The organism is Sphaerochaeta sp., assembly GCA_022482495.1.
GTDB lineage: Bacteria > Spirochaetota > Spirochaetia > Sphaerochaetales > Sphaerochaetaceae > RUG023.
This window is the reverse complement of the sequence record JAKVPA010000001.1, coordinates 286,039-304,920: the sequence shown is the minus strand read 5'-3', so window position 1 is coordinate 304,920 and position 18,882 is coordinate 286,039. Positions and strand designations below refer to the sequence as shown.

Here is an 18,882-nt window from a genome sequence, read left to right as displayed (position 1 = left end):
CTCCGTCCCCCTCAGCCCTTCGCCGGAATCTTGTCGAATCCGACGTAGGGGACCAGGTTCTTCGGGATGGCGATGGAGCCATCCTCCTGCTGGTAGTTCTCCAGAACCGCCACCATGGTGCGGGAGAGGGCCACTGCCGTGCCGTTGAGCATGTGGACGAACTTCAGCTTCCCATCATCGTCACGATAGCGAATGGACAGACTGCGTGCCTGATAGTCGGTGCAGTTGGAGGTGGAGGTCACTTCCCCGTACTCGCCGGCATCCCCGCGACCGGGCATCCACGCCTCGATGTCGAACTTCCGATAGGCAGGCGCTCCCAGATCCCCGGTGCAGGTGTCCACCACCCGGTAGGCCAGCCCCAGTCCCTGGTAGATCTCTTCCTCCACCGACAGCAGGTAGTCATGCCACTTGTCCGATTCTTCCGGCAGACAGTAGATGAACATCTCCAGCTTGGAGAACTGATGGACACGGTACAGACCTTTGGAATACTGCCCTGCGCCACCGGCTTCCCTTCGGAAGCAGTGGGAAAGCCCGGTCATCTTGATGGGAAGATCCTTCTTCTCAAGAATCTTGCCGGCGTAATAGCCGCCCAGCGTAATCTCCGCCGTGCCGACCAACGCCATGCCGGTGCCTTCCACCGTGTAGATGTTGCTCTCCGCTCCCCGCGGATTGAATCCGATGCCGGCAAGAATCTCTTCCTTGGCGACATCCGGGGTGATGAACGGGGTGAAGCCATGCTTCAGCACGATGTCCATGGCATATCGCTCCAAGGCCATCTGCAGCACCACCGCCTGGTTCTTCAGATAGTAGAACTTCGGACCAGCCACCGCCGTGGCGGTGTCGAAGTCGATCAGATCAAGCTTTTCGCCGATCTGCACATGGTCCAGCGGCTTGAAGGTGAATTTGGGCGGCTCTCCGACGTATTTGATTGCCGTGCTGTCCTTGTCTTCCTTGCCGATCGGGGCTTTGGGGTTGGCGTAGTTGGGGATGGTCCGTGCCTGAATCTGGAAATCAGCATCCAGCTGGGCCGCTTCCTTCTCCAGGACGGCGATCCGTTCCTTGATAATCTTTCCTTCCTCGATCAGGGAAGCGCGCTCCTCAGAGGAGAGTTTGCCCTTCATCTTCTGGGCGTTCTCGTTCCGTTTCTGGCGCATGTCATCCGCTTCCTTCATCACGGCGGACCTCTTGTCCGCCAGCGCGATGATGGCATCCAAGTCAACCTGCATGTTTCTCGCCTTGATGTTGGCGGCGATCTCGTCATGCCTGCTCTTCAGCTCCTTCAAGTCAATCATATCTTTCCTCCCACCTTACAAACGTTTCGATTTTTCAGCCGCCTGGACGACTGCTTCGATCACCGCGTGGTCAAAGTGATGTTCGGCCAGCGCCGCGACCCCTTCGATGGTCGTTCCTCCCGCCGAGCAGACGCCGGTCAACAGGTCAACCGGGTTGGCCCCGCTTTCCTTCTGCAACGCCGCCGCGGAAAGCAGCGTGTCCCGGGCGATCTCCAGCGACCGCTGGTACGGAATCCCTTCCTTCGTCCCACCCAGCGCCATGGCGTGGAGGAACTGGAACACATAGGCGATGCCGCTGCCGGACAGTCCGATGAACGCCGGCATCTTGTCTTCAGAGAGCAGAAACGCCGAACCGAACGTGCCGGCGATGTCCATCGCCTCCTGGCGGAGACGCTCCGAGCACTGGGGATGCGGACAGACTGCCGTCACGCTGGCTCCCGCCTTGGCGGCGATGTTGGGCATGTACCGCACCACCTCGGTGGTTCCCAGTTTCTGGGAGAGCACCTCAAGGCTGTAGCCGGTCACCACGCTGATCCACTTCTTGCTGGCACCTTCCAATGTGGGAAGGAGCGTCGGCATGGTTTGCGGTTTGACGGCAAGAATGATCAGATCCGAGCCAGCAAGCACTTGGTCTTCCGACCCGAATTGAGCTCCGGTTTTCGTGACTTTTTCTTGGGAATGGTCCGTCGCCATGACGGAGAATCCTCCCTTGACCAACGCCGTGGCGATGGCCCCACCCATATTCCCGCATCCGATGATGCCGATGTTCATTGCTGCTCCTCCCAATCAAAGGTGTCGTCCTGGACGGCAAGACCTTGAAAATTCCGCTGGCGCATATATTCGTAGGTGACGATGGCGACGCTGTTGGACAGGTTCAGGCACCGTGCTTCACGGCGCATCGGGATACGCACGCAACGATCCTTCCAGGTGCGGAGAAGGGAATCCTCCAGTCCGACGCTCTCCCGTCCGAAGATCAGATACACATCCTCAGGGTACGTGAGGGAAGCGTAGCACAGATGTGCCTTCTTGGTGAAGAAAAACAGGTTGTCTCCCTGGTGTTCTTCAAAGAAAGCTTCGTCATTTTCCCATTCGCGGATCCCGACCAGCGGCCAGTAGTCCAGTCCGGCCCGTTTCAGATACCGGTCGGACAGGGAGAAACCCAGGGGGTCGACCAGATGCAGTGTTGCTCCGACGGCGGCGCAGGTGCGGGCGATGTTCCCCGTATTCTGCGGTATCTCCGGTTGGAACAGCACGATGTTCAGACCCATGATTTCTCCTTACGGAGAGTGTAGTCGTTTCGCCCCTCTTTGTATACGTGTTCCGCTGTGGTATGATCACCGCATGGAATTCTTCAAAGCGTTGCTCCTTGGGGTGATCCAAGGGATCACGGAATGGCTTCCGGTGAGCTCCACCGGACATATGCTGTTGGTTGACGCGTTGCTTCCGATGAAGGTCTCCGACGCCTGCAGGAACCTGTTCCTCGTCGTCGTCCAACTGGGCTCGATCCTCGCCGTGATCGTCCTGTACTGGCATACGCTCAATCCGTTCTCCCCGAAGAAAAACCACCAGGAGAAACAGGCAACCTGGCTGCTCTGGGGCAAGGTGGCCGTAGCGTCCATCCCGGTGGCCGTCATCGGATACCTGGCTGACGAAGCGGTGGACCAATATCTCCACGGCTGGCAGGTGATCGTCGTGGCGCTTTTCGTCTACGGCGTGCTGTACATTGTCTGGGAACGGTACAACCAGAAGAGGGAAGCCCGGATTGGGGCGATCGGACAGATCAACTGGAAAACAGCGTTCCTCACCGGTTGTTTCCAGGCGCTGGCAATCGTACCGGGAACCAGCCGCAGCGGCTCCACCATCCTTGGAGGCATGGTCCTTGGCATGGATCGTCCCGTGGCCAGCCAGTTCAGCTTCTTCATGGCCATCCCTCCGATGTTCGGGGCATCCCTTCTGAAACTCACCAAACTGGGCTTTGGCTTGAGCGGGCAGGAGTGGGGGATCGTCGCCGTCGGGACGGTGACTGCGTTCGTCGTCTCGCTCTTCGCCCTCCGCTTTCTGGTCTCCTACGTGCGGTCACATGATTTTTCCGTCTTTGGCTGGTACCGGATCGTCCTGGCCATCGTGGTGACTGCCTTTTTCCTCTCGACCGCTCACGTTTGATCATCCTTCAACGTGGCGGCTTTGATCACCTTCTGGCCTTTCTCCTGCATTTTCAGGATGGTCAGTTCCAGTTTCCGCTTCTTTTCCTGTCCGTCGGAGAACAGCTCCGGTTGCAGTGGCTTCTCCCCCTGGTACAGGTTGCCCAGGCAGAGGCCGATCAACCGGATCGGCGTCCCTTCCTTCCAGTGGGATGAGAGGAGTTCCCGGGCGTAGCCGTAGACCTGCTCGGCGTTCAGGATGTTTTCCGTGGGGGTCATTTGGCTTTCATGCAGGGAGAAATCGGGCCAGCGGAGTTTCAGACTGACCGTCCGCGCCATCTGATGCTCGGAGAGGCAGCGGAACATCACCTCGTGGCTCATGGAAAGGAGCGTCTGCTCCAGGACATCGGAAGTGGTCACATCCTCGATGAACGTCGTCTCTGTGCTGATGCTGTGGCTTTTCGCCTCTCCTTGGTAGATGCCCGGGTCGATGCCACGGCAGGCGAGGTACAGGAACGAGCCCATCGAACGGCCGAACAATGTCTTCAGGCTTTCTTCCGTGTAACAACGGAGATCGGAAGTGGTGAGGATGTGATGGCGTGCAAGCTGGGCTTGGGTGACGCTCCCCACGCCCCAGAGCTTCTTCAGCCCGACGGCATCGACGAACTTCAGTTCATTTCCCGGAGCTACCCGGCACAGTCCATCCGGTTTGTCGTAGTCGCTTGCCATCTTGGCGATGTATCTGCTGGAGGCGATCCCGACGCTGATGGTAAGTCCCGTCTCCTCCTTGACCTGCCGCTTGAGTTTCATGGCGGCATCCTTGGCGCTGGGGTACAACCGCTCCATGCCATGCATGTCCAGAAACGCTTCGTCGATGGAAATCTGGGTCACCTGGTCGGAATACTGGGAGAAGATGCCCATGATTTGTCTGCTCACTTCGCTGTACCGGTCGAACCGTGGCGGGATGACAATTGCCTGGGGACACCTGCGCAGCGCTTCCTGCATCGGCATTGCCGAGTGGCATCCGAATTTTCTTGCCTCATAGCTTGCCGTGGCGACGACGCACCGCTTTCCTTTGCGCCCGATCAGCACGCAGGCCCCGTTCAGTTCCGGGTTGTCCCGGATCTCGACATTGGCGAAGAACGCATCCATGTCAACGTGGAAGAACAGCGGACTCATGTGGGCGGTACGTACCATTTCTCCAGCGTCTTCCGGTATCGATCCAGCGCGTCTTCAAGAAGGATGGAGACCACGTCCTCCATCGTATAGCCGTTCTGGGCGATCAACACCGGGTAGTGGCTGGTCTCCGTCAATCCGGGAAGCGTGTTCACTTCATTGATCCAGATCGTTCCTTCGTGGTAGAAGAAGTCCGCCCGTGCGTACAGGTGGCACTTGGCGGCGACGAACGCCGTCTTGGCGTACCGCATGATGGTGTTCAAATCCTCAACCGGCATCGGGGCGGGGCAGATCAGGTGGTCTCCGCCGGCTTTGGCGTATTTGATTTGGTAGGTGAGGAACTTCGCCTGGTCTTTGCCCGGGTCGACGACCAGCCCTGGAGGAGAGGCGACAAGCCCCCAGAAGGATCTTCCAGCAGGGCGCATTCCACCTCTTCCATCGGGGTGATCAACTGCTGGGCGAGAATCCGTTCCCCATAGCGGCGGGCAAGCAGCACGGCATCGGCGAACGATGCAGGATCCGGCTGGGAAAGCGGGGTGACGCCGATGGACGAGCCCCCGTCCTCCGGCTTGACCAGAAGCGAAGGCCCGCAGACCGTGCGGACTTTGTCCAGAAGGGTGGGCCAGTCATCCTCGCTGATGCATTCGGCCACCGTTTCTTCCTGGATGATGTACGTCGGGATGGTGGGGATTCCCGCCTGGCGGAACAGATCCTGGGCAACCGCCTTGTACATCATCACCGCCGAGGAGAGCGTGTCGGTGGATGCCAACGGAATGCCGCACAGGGCGCAGAGCCCCTGCAGTTGCCCGTCCTCACCTCCGTGTCCGTGGGTCACCGGGAAGGCAACGTCGATCTCCAGCCTTGTGATCTCCGACAAACACCCCTTCGCCGGGGTGGAGGGTGATCTCCCGATCCGTAGCGAACACCTCCCGGACCGGACGATCCTGCAGCAACCAATGCCCGTTCAGGTCAATGGCAATGGGGATGATGCGTATGCCCCAGCTTGTCCAGGATCCGCTCCACGTTCATGGCGCTGTGGATGGAAACGGTGTGTTCAGCCGATGGACCGCCATACAATAACGCGACGTTCATGTTTCCTCCGCTTCCTTCAGCATGGCCAGGACGGTTTCCTTTTCGTTCCATGGGTATTTGACCCCTTTCTTCTCCAGGGAGTGCTCATGCCCTTTGCCAAGGAACAGCAGGGTGTCCCCTCGCTCTGCGTAGGAGAACATGGCCCGGATCGCCTCCCTGCGGTCGTCGATGCGATAGACCGGGATGGGACGCACCATGCCCCGCTCGATATCCTCGTCGATGGCGGCGCTCGCCTCCATCCGTGGATCCTCATCGGTGAGGAACAGCGCGTCGCAGTACGTGCTGGCCTCACGACCCATCGGCGCCCGCTTGGAGGTGTCCCGTTCTCCCGCCGCTCCGAACAATGCCAGCATCCGTCCTTCCCCCTTGCTTTGGGAAAGGAACCCCATCACCTGGTGGTACGCGTCAGCCGTGTGGGCGAAATCGATGATGATCCTCAGGCCCAGCCGGTTGGGGATCACCTCCATTCTGCCTTCCACCGGGGTAAGCCGGGACAGAAGAGGAAGAATCTGTTCGATCGGGGTATGGGTGTACCTTCCGCACGCAACGGCGGCAAGGAGCGCGTTTGAGCAAAGCACCGGCAGTCCCGTCGACGCGATAGGATACCGCGTGCCTTGGTAGATTGCCCCATCACCTCCGTCGATCTTGATGTCCACATCCCGGTGGAGGATCACCGCGTCGCACCCACAGGGGAGGACGGCGAGGAATTCCGAAAGGTGTCCGTTGTCCGTTGTGCTGACGAACGTCCCGCCGGGGACCAGACGGCGGACCAGATTGCATTTTGCGTCCACGTAGGAAGCGATGGTCTTGTGAAATTCCAAATGTTCGCTGGTAACGTTGGTCACGATGGCCATGGCGTACCGGATGCCCTGAAGCCTGGCCGTCTGGTCACTGAGCGCATGGCTGGTGCATTCCAACGCCACCACCGAACATCCGTTTTGGACACATCGGGACAGGAACTGGTACAGATACCATGCCTCCGGGGTGCTTTGGCGGTACGGGCTGTCCTTCTTGCCACTGCCGTCATCCATGTATACCGTTCCCAGAATGCCACAGCGGATTCCCTTGGCTTCCAACAGTTGTTTCACATCGTCACAGGTGGTGCTTTTTCCATCCGTTCCGGTCACGCCGATCAAGGAGAGGTGTTTCTCTGGATGGTCAAAAAAGGCAGCGCACATCAAGGCGTACGTTTTGTGCACCTCACCGGATACCACCGTCGGGATGCAGGCAAGCGGATGATCGGCGACGACGGCCACCGCGCCGTGCGCCATGGCGTCCTGGGCGTGGTCAGCCCCCTGGCTGTGCAGGCCGGGGAAGGCGAAGAACAACGAACCCGCAACGCAACTGCGGGAATCATAGTCCAGCTGGGTGATGGAGCGATCTTCCATTCCAGAGGTGGCAAGTCCTGCCGCTTGTACCAGTTCCACAAGATGTTTCACGCCTGCTATGCTACCATTTGCCGCCGTTTTTTGCTATGCTTTGCGGCATGAAGACCATAACGTATACCCCCCATGGCGTGTGTGCCAGGAAAATTACCATAACGGTCGACGGAGACACCATCGCCGACGTCCATTTTGACGGTGGTTGCGAAGGCAACCATGCCGGCATTGAACGGCTGGTCAAAGGCCGGAAGGTGGACGAAGTGGCCACCCTGCTGGACGGAACGACCTGCGGCAGACGTCCCACCAGTTGTCCTGACCAACTTTCAAAAGCGTTGAGGCACCTTTCGTGAAACGCCGCCTGCTGCTCTCCATCCTGCTTCTCCCCGTCTTGTTGTACGCCACGGCGTACGATGGAACGGACGACCAGTTGCAGGGAATGGGGGTCAGCGGCATCGCCCTGGGCGGTGGCTATGGCGGCATGTTCGCCAATCCCGCAACATTAACGGGAGGAGCCGGTACTTTTTCCCTGATGAGCCGATTCAACGACAGCTATGAAGCGGGGCGGACGGTGATCAACACACCGTCGTCCAGCGTCTTGGCGTCGTTCCGCGGCAACAACCTCGCCTTCACCATGGAAATGCACAATGTGATGGATGAGCGGCAGACGGTCAGTGACGGAGACCAGTACAAGGCGACGGCGTATACCCGGCTCCAGTTGGATTGGGGATATTCGTTCTCCCGTTTCTCCGTCGGCCTGTCATTCAAGACCACCACATCGATGCAGCTGTCGCCGGCGACGATCAACAACGGACAGCGGATCTCAGACTATATCGTCCAGGCGTTCTTCGAACGGTATGAGCAGGTGTACGGGGCGACCAGCCTTACGGCAGGCTTCGGTCTGTATTACGACAATGACTGGCTGACCATCGGAATCGTCAGCAACCAGTTCGCCTTGGCTACCACCGACGGGACGATCAGCTTCAGTTTCATGGATCTGTACCGCTCGTTCGGGGCTGGGCTTCGCGCTCTCCACCCCGACCTATGCGCCGGACAGCCAGTTGCATTTGATCAAAGCGACCTTCTCCGCGGAGCTGCTCAATGCGGGGGATCCCGACGAGGCGCAAACCCGTGCAGGATTGGATCTCACGTTCCAGTTGCTTCCCGAGTACCAGGTATCCCTGCGTACCGGGTATCATGACACCAAGGATGGAAACGGGGTCCAGAACCTGAATCTCCAGACAGCGTACAACAGTTTCGGAGTGGGGGTCCGGTTGGGCGATTTCCGGTTGAACCTCAGTACGGACATTCCCATCACCTTGTACCTTGGTGAGGAGGTCTCTTCCATACCATTCTCCCTGGTCTTTGGCTATGTGAAATGAGCGGGCGAACCTTGACAGTCAAAACAGCAATCCGGTATAGTCTGTTTTGTTGGATTTTGAAAACGTAAGGAGATAAGTATGTCCAAAGCACATAGAGGGGCTGGAATCGTCAAGGAAGCGAATCATGGACGGGGCACCTGCCCGGTTTGCAAACGCACCGAGGTCAAACTGATGTATGAACAGACCATCGACGGCAACAAGGTGAAGATCTGCAAAGTCTGCAACGCCCACATGAAGAACGTCGCGGCGAAAGCCAACAAGGCAGCCAAAGCCGCTGCTCCGGCAGCCGCCCCTGCGCCTGCAGCCGAGTAAGCTGATTTCCGAATGGCGAGAACCCTCTGGCGACAGAGGGTCTTTTTGTACCAAGGGGGAGGCATGACATCGTATTATCTGGTGGGCATCAAAGGCACCGGCATGGCCAGCCTGGCCGTTCTTCTCTCGGAAATGGGGGATGCGGTACGGGGGTGTGATACCGCCGAGGTGTTTTCCACCGATGCGTTGCTTGCCAAAAACCACATCCCGGTGGATGTCGGTTTTGACGCATCCCTGCTTCCCCTCGACTGTCAGCGTGTCATCTACAGCAGCGCCTATCCCCTGAGCACCCCGGTGCTTGCAGAAGCTCAGCGGCGGGGGAGGTATGTTGCCTCGTACAATGAATTTCTGGCTCATCTCACTCGAGAGCGGGACAGCTACGTGGTCGCCGGCACCCATGGCAAGACCACGACGACCGCCGCGACGAGTTTTCTGCTCTCTCGGGGAAGGCGTACGGCGTATCCCTTCTTCAGCGTGTACGGTTCCAATCTGGTCGGACGGGAGACAATGGTGTGCCAGGGAACGGACGCGTTCCTGCTGGAAGGATGCGAGTACCGGGATCATTTCCTGACCTATCGTACCCGTGGTGCGTTGGTCACCACGGTGGAATGGGATCATCCGGATTATTTCCCGGACGAAAAAGCGGTGGAGGAGAGTTTTCAGAAGTTTGTCCTTTCCATCCAGCCGGGAGGGTTCTGCATCCTCTGCATGGATGGGAAACACACCCGACGTCTGGCGGGGCTGCTTGCCGAACAACGGCCGGACGTACGGGTCATCCCATACGGTTTTTCCGAACGTGGGATGTTCCGTATCCGCAATGGGGTGGAGCCAGGGACGTACACCCTTGATCTGATCCCCACGCCGTTTCACCTGCCGCTCTCCGGTCCCGCATGGGCGGATGACCTGGTCGGAGCCGCGTTGCTTGCCACCGCGATGCTGCTGGATGCGAAGGATGTGCGGTTGTATCTGCCGGACGATGCCTTGCTGACCGACGAGGTGTTCCCTTCGGTATTTTCTTCCATGCTTTCCGATCTTTCCGCGTTTCCCGGGACGATTGGCAGAATGGAGGTGACCGGAGAGGAAGGCGGGGTGACGTACCTGGATGACTACGCCCACCATCCCACCCAGATCCGGATGGTGCTGGAAAGCCTCAGGGAAACCTATCCGAAACGGCATGTGTTGGTGGTGTTCCGGCCGCATACGGCAAGCCGGACCAAGGCGCTGTTTTCCCCGTTCGTCGCGTCCCTGTCGCTTGCCGACAAGGTGATCGTCCAGAACACCTACGCCTCGGCGCGGAACGATGCCGATGACAGGGGAGGAGACAGCGCAAAGGATCTGGCCAAGGCACTGCAGGAACGGATGCTGACCCACTACCATATTCCCCTGCAGGCGGTGATCTTCGTGGAAAACGACGACCAGGCGGTGGATGTGGCCAGTGGCTGGTTGCTTGACGGCGACCTGTGCGTTACCATGGGGGCGGGAAACAACCGGTTCCTCTCAGAGCGGATCCGGGAGCAAAGGAGAAAGGGATGAAAAGCATGACAGGCTATGGACAGGCGACGGTGAGCACCGAATCCTTCCAGTTGGCCGTTGAAGTGAAATCGTACAATAACCGATATCTGGATATCGAACACACCATGCCGTTTTATCTGGCACCGTTTGAGATCGATCTGGACAAGGCGATCGAACAGGTATCGTCCCGGGGTCATGTCGAGGTGACCGTCCGGGTGAAGAACCTCCGCAGCGACTTGCAGATCATGGTGGACAAGGACGCCGTACAGCGATACACCGACGCGTTCGGCCAGATCTCCACGTTCAGCGGAAAAGCGTTGAAACCGACGTTGGCCGATTATCTTTCCGCCGAAGGGGTGGTGACCAACCTTCGGGAGGACGACAGCGAACGGTACCGCAAACCCCTGTTCCAGGCGTTGCAGACGGCGCTGGAGCAATTCTCCGCGTCAAAGATCCGCGAAGGGGAGAGCACCAAGAAGGACTTGGTCCGCCTGGGAGGCCAGGTGAAGGAAGGCCTTGCCGTCATCCAGCAGCATGCCGCCGAACTGGAAGCGTTGATCAAGCAGAATCTGATCCAGCGGATTCATGAGATGCTGGGGGATCAGAACTACGACGAAAACCGCATCCTCACCGAAGTGGCCGTCATGCTGGTCCGCTTCTCGGTCAATGAGGAGGTCAAGCGCCTTGAGACCCATCTGAAGGCGTACGACCATCTGTTGGAACTGGATGAGCCGGTGGGCAAACGGTTGGATTTCCTCTGCCAGGAGATGAACCGGGAGATCAACACGATCGGCAGCAAGAGCCAGATCGCCGACATGAACCTGCAGGTGGTGCGGATGAAGGACGGATTGGAAAACATCCGTGAGCAGATAAGGAACATCGAATGAGGATCGCCATCAGTGGAAAGAGCGGATGCGGCAACACCACGGTGACCACGCTGGTCAGCAAGGCGTTGGGCTATCCGATGATCAACTTTACCTTCCGCAATCTCAGCAAGGAACGGGGCATTGAGTTCTGGGATTTCTGCCGTCTGGCCGAACAGAGTGATGAACCGGACCGTGAGGTGGACAGCCGGCAGGTGCGCATGGCCCTCAGCCAGAAAGATTGCGTTCTTGGTTCCCGTCTGGCCATCTGGATGCTGAAGGAAGCCGACCTGAAGGTCTACCTTACGGCGACCACCGAAGAGCGCGCCCGGCGGGTGCAGAAACGGGAAGGGGGGACGTTCGAGCAACGGCTTCGCGAGACCACCCAGCGGGACGCCCATGACAGCGCCCGCTACGAGCGGTTGTATGGCATTGACAACAATGACACCTCCGTGGCCGACCTGGTGATCGACACGACGGACAAGAGCGCAGAGGACGTCGCCAAGATCATCATCGAAAAAGCCACGTCAATGTCTGCATAGGCTGTACATCTTTTTTCGATTTCACTATACTTACACAACGGTACCTCTTCGGGTACAAGGAGAGCAGCGTGAGCATTCCATTGAAGGCCTTGGAGGATTACCAAGGGAACATTTACCAGATTACGTGCGCGGCGATCAAGGAAGCCGAAATCCTTTCCGAACCGGGATGTGGCGGCAAGGAGATCGAAGAGAAGAATGAAAAGATCGTCTCCGTCGTCCTTACCAAAGCGATGAATGGTGAAATCTCCTTCACCCCATCCAACCAGCAGTAATCCGTTTTCCAAACTCGTCTTTCTGTTCGGCCCCACCGGGGTCGGGAAGACGAGTCTTCTTTTGTCGCTGGATCCTTCCCGTTTTTCCGTGGTGAACGCCGATTCCATCCAAGTGTATCGTGGATTGGACATCGGCTCGGCAAAGGCAACGGAGGAGGAACGACAGCGGATCCCCCATTATCTGGTGGATGTAGAGGACCCGTGGAACCAGTTCACCGTTGCCCGTTTCATCCAGCTGGCCGACGCGGCATGCCGTGACATCGCGTCCCAAGGCAAAATCCCCGTCATCTGTGGCGGAACGGCATTCTATTTCAAGCATTTCCTGTATGGGCTCTCCCAGGCGCCGGCAAGTGATCCGGTGGTGCGGGAGCGTGTGTTCCGTCAGGTGGAGGAAAAAGGGCTGGAGTGGGCCTATCGGCGCCTCTCCGAGGTGGACCCGAAGAGCGCGGCACGGATCAAGGAACATGACTCCTATCGCATCACCCGCGCCCTGGAAGTGTGGGAGGTCAGTGGGAAACCGCTTTCTTCCTTCGAGCCGTCCAGCACCCCACGGTACGGAATGCATCCCCTGTGCATCGGACTGTGCCGTGACAATGAGGAGCTGTACCAGCGGATCACCGAACGAGTGGATGAGATGTTTCGCCAGGGATTGCTGGAAGAGGTTCGCTCCCTGGCCGCAAACGGAGCCAATGCCGAGTGGCCTGGCATGCAGGGCATCGGATACCGGGAATTCTTCGACGCGATGCGCTCCGGGGAAGATTCACTTTCTTCATTGAAAGGAAAGATCATCCGGGACAGCCGGTTGTACGCCAAGCGGCAGATGACCTTCTTCCGAAGTTTCGCCGAAGTCTCCTGGATATCCCCTACTGAGCGGGAACGGTTTGTCCGGCTGTTGAACGCGTATTTGGCGTAAGTGGGATCTGTTCCGCTTCCAGGAACGTATAGGACACGTTGGTGATGGAGGTGATCAAGCGCCAATCGCGCTTGTTCGTCGTGAAGGTGAAATCCTGCGTCTGCTGGTAATGGTAGACGACGGCATGGTTTGCTTGCGCTTCCGTCTGGTCCTCGTCGGCGTACGGATAGGGGGTCCATATCTCGCTGGTCACCCGGTAGGCGTCCGTGTCTGTCTGGGTGATGGCGATGTTGGTCACTCCGTAGACGTTGGTTCCTTCCATGATGGCAGGCTTGCCGTCCGCGATCCACGCTCTCGCGTCGATGATGGCGTCAATGGCTTCATACGCCTTGCGGGTCTGCCGGTTGACGTACAGGTTGGTTACTTCCAGTTCCGCCGGGCTCTTCACATGTTTGGCCAAGGACGCGTCCATCTTCTCGATGTTCAGTTCGGATTGCCCGGCAAAGTACTCCTGGAGGATTTGCACATCATTCATACCAAAGGTATACGGTGGGGTGAGCGCCTGTTTCACCCGGCTTCCCACGATGCCTCCGATGATGGCGACGGCCGCGACAACGGACAGGACGATCCACCCTTTCTTACGCCAGAACACCTTCCGGTCTGCCCGCTTTTTCTGCCCTTGGCGGAACGTTGTTGTCTCCGGAGTCTCAACCTTTGTGGTCACCACATCCGGCCATGCGAGCTGCGAGACCCGTGATGCCATCCACGTCCCCACGATTTTCTGGGCAGGCCCGTTTCCGGCGATGTCCCGCTGTTTGGTCAACGACAGGGAAAGCGTCTGGTCGATGAACCGCAACGTCTCCATCGGGACAGAGCTTTGCATCCCGGAAAGCGGGACGGCGCGGAATGCGTCCTCCCTGGTGTCGGGATCCTGATAGGGCGGGAATCCCGCCACGGCGAGGTACAACAGCTGTGCCATCTGGTCACACAGGCTGAACGCCGGATGGATGTCATGGTGCACCCATGTGGCGATGTTCTGTGTCCGTTCTTCTTCATCGGCGCAGGATGCGATCAAATCACCAAGGCTCTGGGGAAGCAGCAACACGCCGCCTCCCTGGATGCCGTAGATCCGCCACAGCGGGATGATGCCGCTGGACAGGTCGAGGAACGCGTCATCCACCAACGGCAACGCCCGGCAGAGATCCAGAATGACCTGTTTTGCCGCGTTCCGCTGTTTTCCTGCGAGATCCCACAGGGAGAAGATCGGCAACGGATCGAAATAAATGCACCGTTTTCCTTCCGCGATGGTCAACCCGCTCCACAACCAGGAACGGAGCTGTCCGTCCCGGTAGACGTACCCATACGCCTTCTCCCCCTGGAGCAGGTAGCCGGGAAGTTCCGTATCCTTCCCGCCCAACACCAGGCAGGTGGAGGGCTTTCCCTCGATGATGGTGGAAAAAATCTCCAAACGGTTCATGTTTGCATCCTCTGGGCTTCGGCGCACAGATGCCATACGCCATCCCCTTCAAACGGTACCACGCTGGGGGGTACCGCGGAAAAACGCGCATCATTGACCGATGCGCCGGTGATGGTCCATCGTCCGGTGAACCAGGGCAGGCGTCCGACCGCCTCAACCAACGCGTAGCCGCACGCTCCGATGATGCCTTTGTGCCCTTTGTCCAACAGTGGTTCGCCCTGGATCAGGGCGGTGGCGAACGCCGATGCCTGTTCCCATGCCGGTTTCGCCGCAAGGAGCGACGAGGCGTTGCTGGTGACGATCAACAGGGTCCGTGGCCCGACAAGATTTCCCAGGATCGTGGTCAATATCCGCACTCGGGCGGAGTCCAATGATCCTTCGCAAAGGAGCGGCACCAAGGGGACGGAAGGGAAGTGGGATGCCGAGAGTGCTGCGTGCAGCTCCCAACCCGGTTCTTCCAGAAAGACGGAATCATCCGTCTGGATGGTCTGGGGAAAGCGGGAAGATTACCGATTGGATCAATGAAGTTTCGTAGGAAGCCGTCATGCTCCCCATGCGGATGCCAACATCGGAAGGGGCAAACAGCCAATGGTCCTGCATCGACGGGCGTCTGTCCTGATGCAGGGGCGCCAAAATGACGACGCGGTCGGGGTTTGAGCCACCAACCCGGTGGTACGCCTCTTCCAGTTCCTTCCCGACCCATTGATAGGCTGCATGGGGAAGGAGCAACGCCATCGGGAAGCTCGGTTTCCCGTCATCAGGACGAGGTCCCTCCAACGTCTGTGGATAGAAGATCAATGAAAAATTGCCCTCATGCATGCGCATCCTCTCCTGTAGAAAGTACTCGTTTCAGACGGGTATCGTCCACGGTTACGGGAAAGTTTTTTTCCTGGGTGGGAAGCACCAGCCCCAACGGGCCGTCTTTGGCCCTGCGGAGGTACTTCACCTGGGTGTAGTACAGGTCGACATGCTTCTGTCCCTTCGCCTTGCTGAACACCACGGCGAGGTTCGCCGCGTCCAGCAGGACATCCAGGGGGACGCTCTTTCCCTTCATTCCTTTGATGAACACGTAGCCTCCGGGGTAGTCCCGGGTATGCATCCACCAATCGTATCCTTTGACAAAGTGGCGGAGGAGTTCATCATTTTCTTTGGCGCTCCGGCCGACGATCAGGGAGAATGAACCGCTTTTGAACTGCAGGCCAGGGAATTTCCTTTTCCGTCGGCTTGTCCGCCGTCAGTTCGGAGAGTTCCTTCTGCAGGCGGCGGATCATCACCTTGGGGTCCTCCGTTGGTTCCAGCAGTTTCTTGTACCGTTCCGTCTCCGCCTGGAGTTTTGCCTGGGCGTTCTCATATTCGGCCTTGCTGTTCTCCCAGGTCCCTTTCGCTTTCTGGTACCGTTCGTAGTACGCCTGGATGTTCCCGTTGAAAGAGAGGCGGGGATCCAGCGCGATGGTGCAGGGTTTTCCGGTGGTGTAGTCATCCACCGTGACGGAAGAGGAGCCGGGAGTGATCATGGAACTATTGCAGGACAGGAGATCGCCATACAGTTTGTACGTGCCGTAGCGGGCGTTTTCCCTGGCTTTTGCGGCAAGGTTCTGGACGGTGGTCTCGAGCCGTTTCAGTTCCCTGTCCCGTCGTTGGATGACCCGTTGCGTCAGGCTATCCAGGGATTCCTCGTTGCTCTTTTCCCCATATTCCTGTTCGATCTGGCGGTTGAACGAGCCCTCTGTCCGTGGACGGATGGTGAACTCCTTTTCCGGAGCCTCCTTCACCGGAGGAAGGACCAACGGCTTTCCGCTGATCTCATCCCGCCCCGGACGACGGAACAGCAGGTCCAAGATGATGTTGTCCTGGTCGGTGACGATGATGTTCGCCTGGCTGCCGCTGTAAAACCGGAAATACAGGTGCATCAGAACCCCATGGTTGTCCAGATCCAGGATGATCATCCGGTCGAACGGCACCTGATGGGCGCTCTTCACCAGCGAGCCTTCCACGTGGCGCCGGCAGAACTGGACGAACCGTTGCAGCTTGAGCGTTTTCATTCCTTGGGTGGCGGCGATGGGACTGGAGAGCAGGTGCATGCGTGCGTTGGGGGTCCCGACTTCGGTGTACAGGATCCACCGTCCGACATCCGGTCGGTACATCTGCCAGCTCAGGCAGTGGAAATCATGCTGCACCACCGCCTGGATGGAGGATCCTTCCAGCGGCAACTCGGAGAGCAGCAATCCAAATTCTTTCCAATTCAGTGACATCACCACCAAAGGGTATGTCATTTCCCGCCGTTGCACAACGGGGAAAGAGCGGCTACCATTCCAGCGAGGAGTTCCTATGGCCTGCATGCTGGTTGATTTCGCGTCTGAGACGCTGAAACGGAATGTCGGATTTGTGGCGTATCTGCCGACGGATATGGGAAAGGAAGGGCCGCTGCGCAGCCTGTATCTGCTCCACGGACTCCACGGGGACATGACCAGCTGGCTGGTCAACTCCCGGGTCGCGTTCTATGCCCGGGAGAAAGGGATCTGCCTGTTTCTTCCCAATGGGGAGAACATGTTCTATGCGGACAGTGCCATCACCGGGAACCGGTACGGTACCTTCGTCAGCCAGGAACTGGTATCGTTCACCCGAAAGACGTTTCCTCTCTCGATGCGGCGTGAGGATACCTTCATCGGGGGACTATCCATGGGAGGCTTCGGAGCCATTACCAACGGACTGCGCCATCCCGAAACCTTCGGTGGGGTGATCGGGCTCTCCTCGGCGCTGATCAAACAGCGGGTGCTTTCCTCAACAAATCCTTCGTCTGACGGAAAATTCAGCAGGACGGAATATCAGGCGATGTTTGGTCTGGAGGATATCCGCTCGTTTTCCGGTTCGGAGAACGACTACGATGCATTGGCGGAAAACGTGGCGGGAAACACGGAAAAACCGAGGTTTTTCCTTGCCTGCGGGACAGAAGACGCATTGTTCCCGCCGAACGAACAATTTCGGAAAAAGCTGCAAGGATTGGGCTATGATGTGACCTGGTCCCAGGGGCCGGGAGCGCATACCTGGGACTACTGGGAACGGTTGATTCTGCCTGCCATCCAGTGGATGTAATTCATACTTGACGTGGACGCGAGAGTTGGTGTACTGTCTTTCCGTACCAGTGTTGCGGCAGTGGCGGAATTGGTAGACGTGCAAGCTTGAGGTGCTTGTGGGGGAAACTTCGTGAAGGTTCAAGTCCTTTCTGCCGCATTCAAAAAATTGACGTAAGAGGCGGTCGGAATGCATCCGATCGCTTTTTTTCGGTTTCCTTGGGAGTGTACATTGGGCCGAATATGACAGAAGTTGTCCGTACGGATGGAATATTCGTCGTCAAAAACCGTTGACGATTGCGACTCATAGATGGAAAATTGCAGGAAACATACAAGGAGCTTTGATGGGGTGGTTGGCATTGAATGGGTACTCGTTCGTCTCACTGGTGGTCCTTCTGCTGCTCAACCACCGGTATCACGAACCCCTCTCCAATCGCCGCCGTTCCTTTACCGCCATGGCCGTCTTGCTGATGGCTCTTACCGTCGCTGATTCTTTCGCCCGGCTTGGTTCGACGCCGGGGTATCCGATTCTCTTTGCGGAAGTGGGGAATTTCCTTACCTATGGGTTTGATCCGTTGATCGTCTTTTTGTGGATGCGGTACCTGGGCAATTGGATTGAGATCAGCGAAGCGCAGAAGAAGCGTTGGATGTTTCCCGTTCTGCTGTTCGTCCTCCTGAACTTCCTCATTTTGCTCCTGTCCCAAGTGACGGGATGGTACTATTGGTTTGACACCCAGGGGCGGTACCATCGCGGTCCCGGTTTTGGCCTTCGGGCTATCCTCTTCATCACCACGATGGTTTATTCCGAAGTATACGTTCTCACCCAGAGGGGGAAGATCAGCGGCAGATACATCCCGACACTGGTGGTGTTTTCCCTGGTCCCGCTGCTCTGTGGAATTCTCCAGGCGCTGATCTACGGATTCGCGCTGGAATACGCCGGAACCACCATGTCTCTTGTTGTCATCTATGTGTTTCTGCAGGATCGGGACGTCAACATCGACTACCTTACCGGAGCGTTCAACCGCAGAAAACTGGACTTCACGTTGCAGGAACTGGTCAGGGAACGGAAACGGTTCGCGGAGATCATGATCGACCTGGACCATTTCAAACGAATCAACGACACCTATGGACATGCCGCCGGGGACGCGGCACTCCAGGATACCATGCGCATCCTGCTTCGGTGCTTTCCCAAGAATGCCCTGATCGCCCGCTATGGCGGAGATGAGTTCTGTGTGTTCCTGCCATCCATGACATCGGCTGAACTGGATGGGAAATTGTTGCTGCTTGACGTGACCGTCGCTGATTTCAACGCGGAAAGCGGGCTGGAATACGCCCTCACGTTCAGCATCGGGGTAGGCGTGTATGATCCGGATTCCGCCATGAGCGCCGAAGCGTTCCAGAAGATGGTGGATGGCCGGTTGTACCAGAACAAGCAGGAGCGGATGATGGTGCGTGAAGATATCTCAAGACCTATGCATTTGGCGTAATTGCGCATCATTGTTTTGTAAATACTGCAAG

The 18,882-nt window shown here is 57.9% G+C and carries 22 protein-coding genes, 1 tRNA gene and 1 pseudogene; 13 read left to right on the top strand and 11 right to left on the bottom strand.

The genetic code is table 11. The features are described from left to right. Positions 1-11: 11 nt before the first annotated feature. From serS to LKE28_01550, 3 genes are read right to left on the bottom strand one after another with little or no spacing between them, the layout of a single operon-like run. A complete protein-coding gene (gene serS, locus LKE28_01560) occupies positions 12-1,292 on the bottom strand; it encodes a serine--tRNA ligase (GenBank protein ID MCH3906956.1) in 1,281 nt (426 codons plus the stop codon). Positions 1,293-1,307: 15 nt separating this feature from the next. Further along, a complete protein-coding gene (gene proC, locus LKE28_01555; GenBank protein ID MCH3906955.1) occupies positions 1,308-2,063 on the bottom strand; it encodes a pyrroline-5-carboxylate reductase in 756 nt (251 codons plus the stop codon). Continuing rightward, positions 2,060-2,560 (bottom strand): tRNA (cytidine(34)-2'-O)-methyltransferase, encoded by a 501-nt coding sequence (locus tag LKE28_01550; GenBank protein MCH3906954.1) that lies wholly within the window; start codon positions 2,558-2,560, stop codon positions 2,060-2,062. Before LKE28_01550 ends, proC begins: the two co-directional genes overlap by 4 nt. A gap of 73 nt (positions 2,561-2,633) precedes the next feature. On the opposite strand from LKE28_01550, the gene LKE28_01545 reads away from it, so the two are divergent. Next, positions 2,634-3,455, top strand: a complete 822-nt coding sequence (locus LKE28_01545) for an undecaprenyl-diphosphate phosphatase (protein ID MCH3906953.1) — start codon at positions 2,634-2,636, stop codon at positions 3,453-3,455. Here the strand turns inward: LKE28_01545 and dinB are convergent. The 3 genes and pseudogenes from dinB to LKE28_01530 all read right to left on the bottom strand — a co-directional run bounded on the left by dinB (position 3,446) and on the right by LKE28_01530 (position 7,140). Beyond that, positions 3,446-4,630: a DNA polymerase IV gene (gene dinB / locus LKE28_01540; GenBank protein ID MCH3906952.1), complete on the bottom strand. Its 1,185-nt coding sequence runs from the start codon at positions 4,628-4,630 to the stop codon at positions 3,446-3,448. The genes LKE28_01545 and dinB overlap by 10 nt on opposite strands. Beyond that, a pseudogene (locus LKE28_01535) lies at positions 4,609-5,342 on the bottom strand (hypothetical protein). Before LKE28_01535 ends, dinB begins: the two are co-directional and overlap by 22 nt. Positions 5,343-5,697: 355 nt before the next feature. Beyond that, the gene (locus LKE28_01530; GenBank protein MCH3906951.1) at positions 5,698-7,140 is read right to left on the bottom strand and encodes a Mur ligase domain-containing protein; all 1,443 of its coding nucleotides are present in this window, start codon (positions 7,138-7,140) and stop codon (positions 5,698-5,700) included. A 47-nt stretch (positions 7,141-7,187) separates the two neighbouring features. Between LKE28_01530 and LKE28_01525 the strand changes: the two genes are divergently transcribed. The 9 genes from LKE28_01525 (at position 7,188) to miaA (ending at position 12,876) form a co-directional block, all read left to right on the top strand. Then, on the top strand, positions 7,188-7,433 hold the full coding sequence (locus LKE28_01525) for a TIGR03905 family TSCPD domain-containing protein (protein ID MCH3906950.1): 246 nt from the start codon (positions 7,188-7,190) through the stop codon (positions 7,431-7,433). Next, a complete protein-coding gene (locus LKE28_01520; protein ID MCH3906949.1) occupies positions 7,430-8,281 on the top strand; it encodes a hypothetical protein in 852 nt (283 codons plus the stop codon). The genes LKE28_01525 and LKE28_01520 overlap by 4 nt, the downstream gene beginning before the upstream one ends. Next, a complete protein-coding gene (locus LKE28_01515) occupies positions 8,220-8,462 on the top strand; it encodes a hypothetical protein (protein MCH3906948.1) in 243 nt (80 codons plus the stop codon). Before LKE28_01520 ends, LKE28_01515 begins: the two co-directional genes overlap by 62 nt. A 78-nt stretch (positions 8,463-8,540) precedes the next feature. Further along, positions 8,541-8,774 carry a hypothetical protein gene (locus LKE28_01510; GenBank protein MCH3906947.1) on the top strand — a complete coding sequence of 78 codons (234 nt, stop codon included), beginning with the start codon at positions 8,541-8,543 and terminating at the stop codon, positions 8,772-8,774. 63 nt (positions 8,775-8,837) lie between these two features. Then, positions 8,838-10,307 carry a Mur ligase domain-containing protein gene (locus LKE28_01505; GenBank protein MCH3906946.1) on the top strand — a complete coding sequence of 490 codons (1,470 nt, stop codon included), beginning with the start codon at positions 8,838-8,840 and terminating at the stop codon, positions 10,305-10,307. Continuing rightward, positions 10,304-11,173 carry a YicC family protein gene (locus tag LKE28_01500; GenBank protein ID MCH3906945.1) on the top strand — a complete coding sequence of 290 codons (870 nt, stop codon included), beginning with the start codon at positions 10,304-10,306 and terminating at the stop codon, positions 11,171-11,173. The genes LKE28_01505 and LKE28_01500 overlap by 4 nt, the downstream gene beginning before the upstream one ends. Further along, positions 11,170-11,691 (top strand): AAA family ATPase, encoded by a 522-nt coding sequence (locus LKE28_01495; GenBank protein ID MCH3906944.1) that lies wholly within the window; start codon positions 11,170-11,172, stop codon positions 11,689-11,691. The genes LKE28_01500 and LKE28_01495 overlap by 4 nt, the downstream gene beginning before the upstream one ends. 68 nt (positions 11,692-11,759) lie before the next feature. Beyond that, positions 11,760-11,963, top strand: a complete 204-nt coding sequence (locus LKE28_01490) for a hypothetical protein (GenBank protein MCH3906943.1) — start codon at positions 11,760-11,762, stop codon at positions 11,961-11,963. Next, positions 11,926-12,876, top strand: coding sequence for a tRNA (adenosine(37)-N6)-dimethylallyltransferase MiaA (gene miaA / locus LKE28_01485; protein ID MCH3906942.1), 951 nt, complete (start codon positions 11,926-11,928; stop codon positions 12,874-12,876). Before LKE28_01490 ends, miaA begins: the two co-directional genes overlap by 38 nt. Here miaA and LKE28_01480 read toward each other — a convergent pair. The 5 genes from LKE28_01480 to LKE28_01460 form a co-directional block, all read right to left on the bottom strand. Then, the gene (locus LKE28_01480) at positions 12,827-14,293 is read right to left on the bottom strand and encodes a hypothetical protein (protein ID MCH3906941.1); all 1,467 of its coding nucleotides are present in this window, start codon (positions 14,291-14,293) and stop codon (positions 12,827-12,829) included. The two genes, miaA and LKE28_01480, sit on opposite strands and share 50 nt — an antisense overlap. Further along, positions 14,290-14,664: a hypothetical protein gene (locus tag LKE28_01475; protein MCH3906940.1), complete on the bottom strand. Its 375-nt coding sequence runs from the start codon at positions 14,662-14,664 to the stop codon at positions 14,290-14,292. Before LKE28_01475 ends, LKE28_01480 begins: the two co-directional genes overlap by 4 nt. 100 nt (positions 14,665-14,764) lie before the next feature. Continuing rightward, positions 14,765-15,118, bottom strand: coding sequence for an AmmeMemoRadiSam system protein B (gene amrB, locus LKE28_01470; GenBank protein MCH3906939.1), 354 nt, complete (start codon positions 15,116-15,118; stop codon positions 14,765-14,767). Further along, positions 15,105-15,461, bottom strand: a complete 357-nt coding sequence (locus LKE28_01465) for an NFACT RNA binding domain-containing protein (protein MCH3906938.1) — start codon at positions 15,459-15,461, stop codon at positions 15,105-15,107. Before LKE28_01465 ends, amrB begins: the two co-directional genes overlap by 14 nt. Beyond that, the gene (locus LKE28_01460) at positions 15,433-16,545 is read right to left on the bottom strand and encodes an NFACT family protein (protein ID MCH3906937.1); all 1,113 of its coding nucleotides are present in this window, start codon (positions 16,543-16,545) and stop codon (positions 15,433-15,435) included. The genes LKE28_01465 and LKE28_01460 overlap by 29 nt, the downstream gene beginning before the upstream one ends. A 76-nt stretch (positions 16,546-16,621) precedes the next feature. On the opposite strand from LKE28_01460, the gene LKE28_01455 reads away from it, so the two are divergent. The 3 genes from LKE28_01455 to LKE28_01445 all read left to right on the top strand — a co-directional run bounded on the left by LKE28_01455 (position 16,622) and on the right by LKE28_01445 (position 18,851). Next, positions 16,622-17,386 (top strand): esterase family protein, encoded by a 765-nt coding sequence (locus tag LKE28_01455; protein MCH3906936.1) that lies wholly within the window; start codon positions 16,622-16,624, stop codon positions 17,384-17,386. Positions 17,387-17,440: 54 nt separating this feature from the next. Next, a tRNA-Leu gene (locus tag LKE28_01450) sits at positions 17,441-17,524 on the top strand. Between the two features lie 184 nt (positions 17,525-17,708). Further along, the gene (locus LKE28_01445; GenBank protein MCH3906935.1) at positions 17,709-18,851 is read left to right on the top strand and encodes a GGDEF domain-containing protein; all 1,143 of its coding nucleotides are present in this window, start codon (positions 17,709-17,711) and stop codon (positions 18,849-18,851) included. The last annotated feature ends 31 nt before the right edge of the window (positions 18,852-18,882 follow it).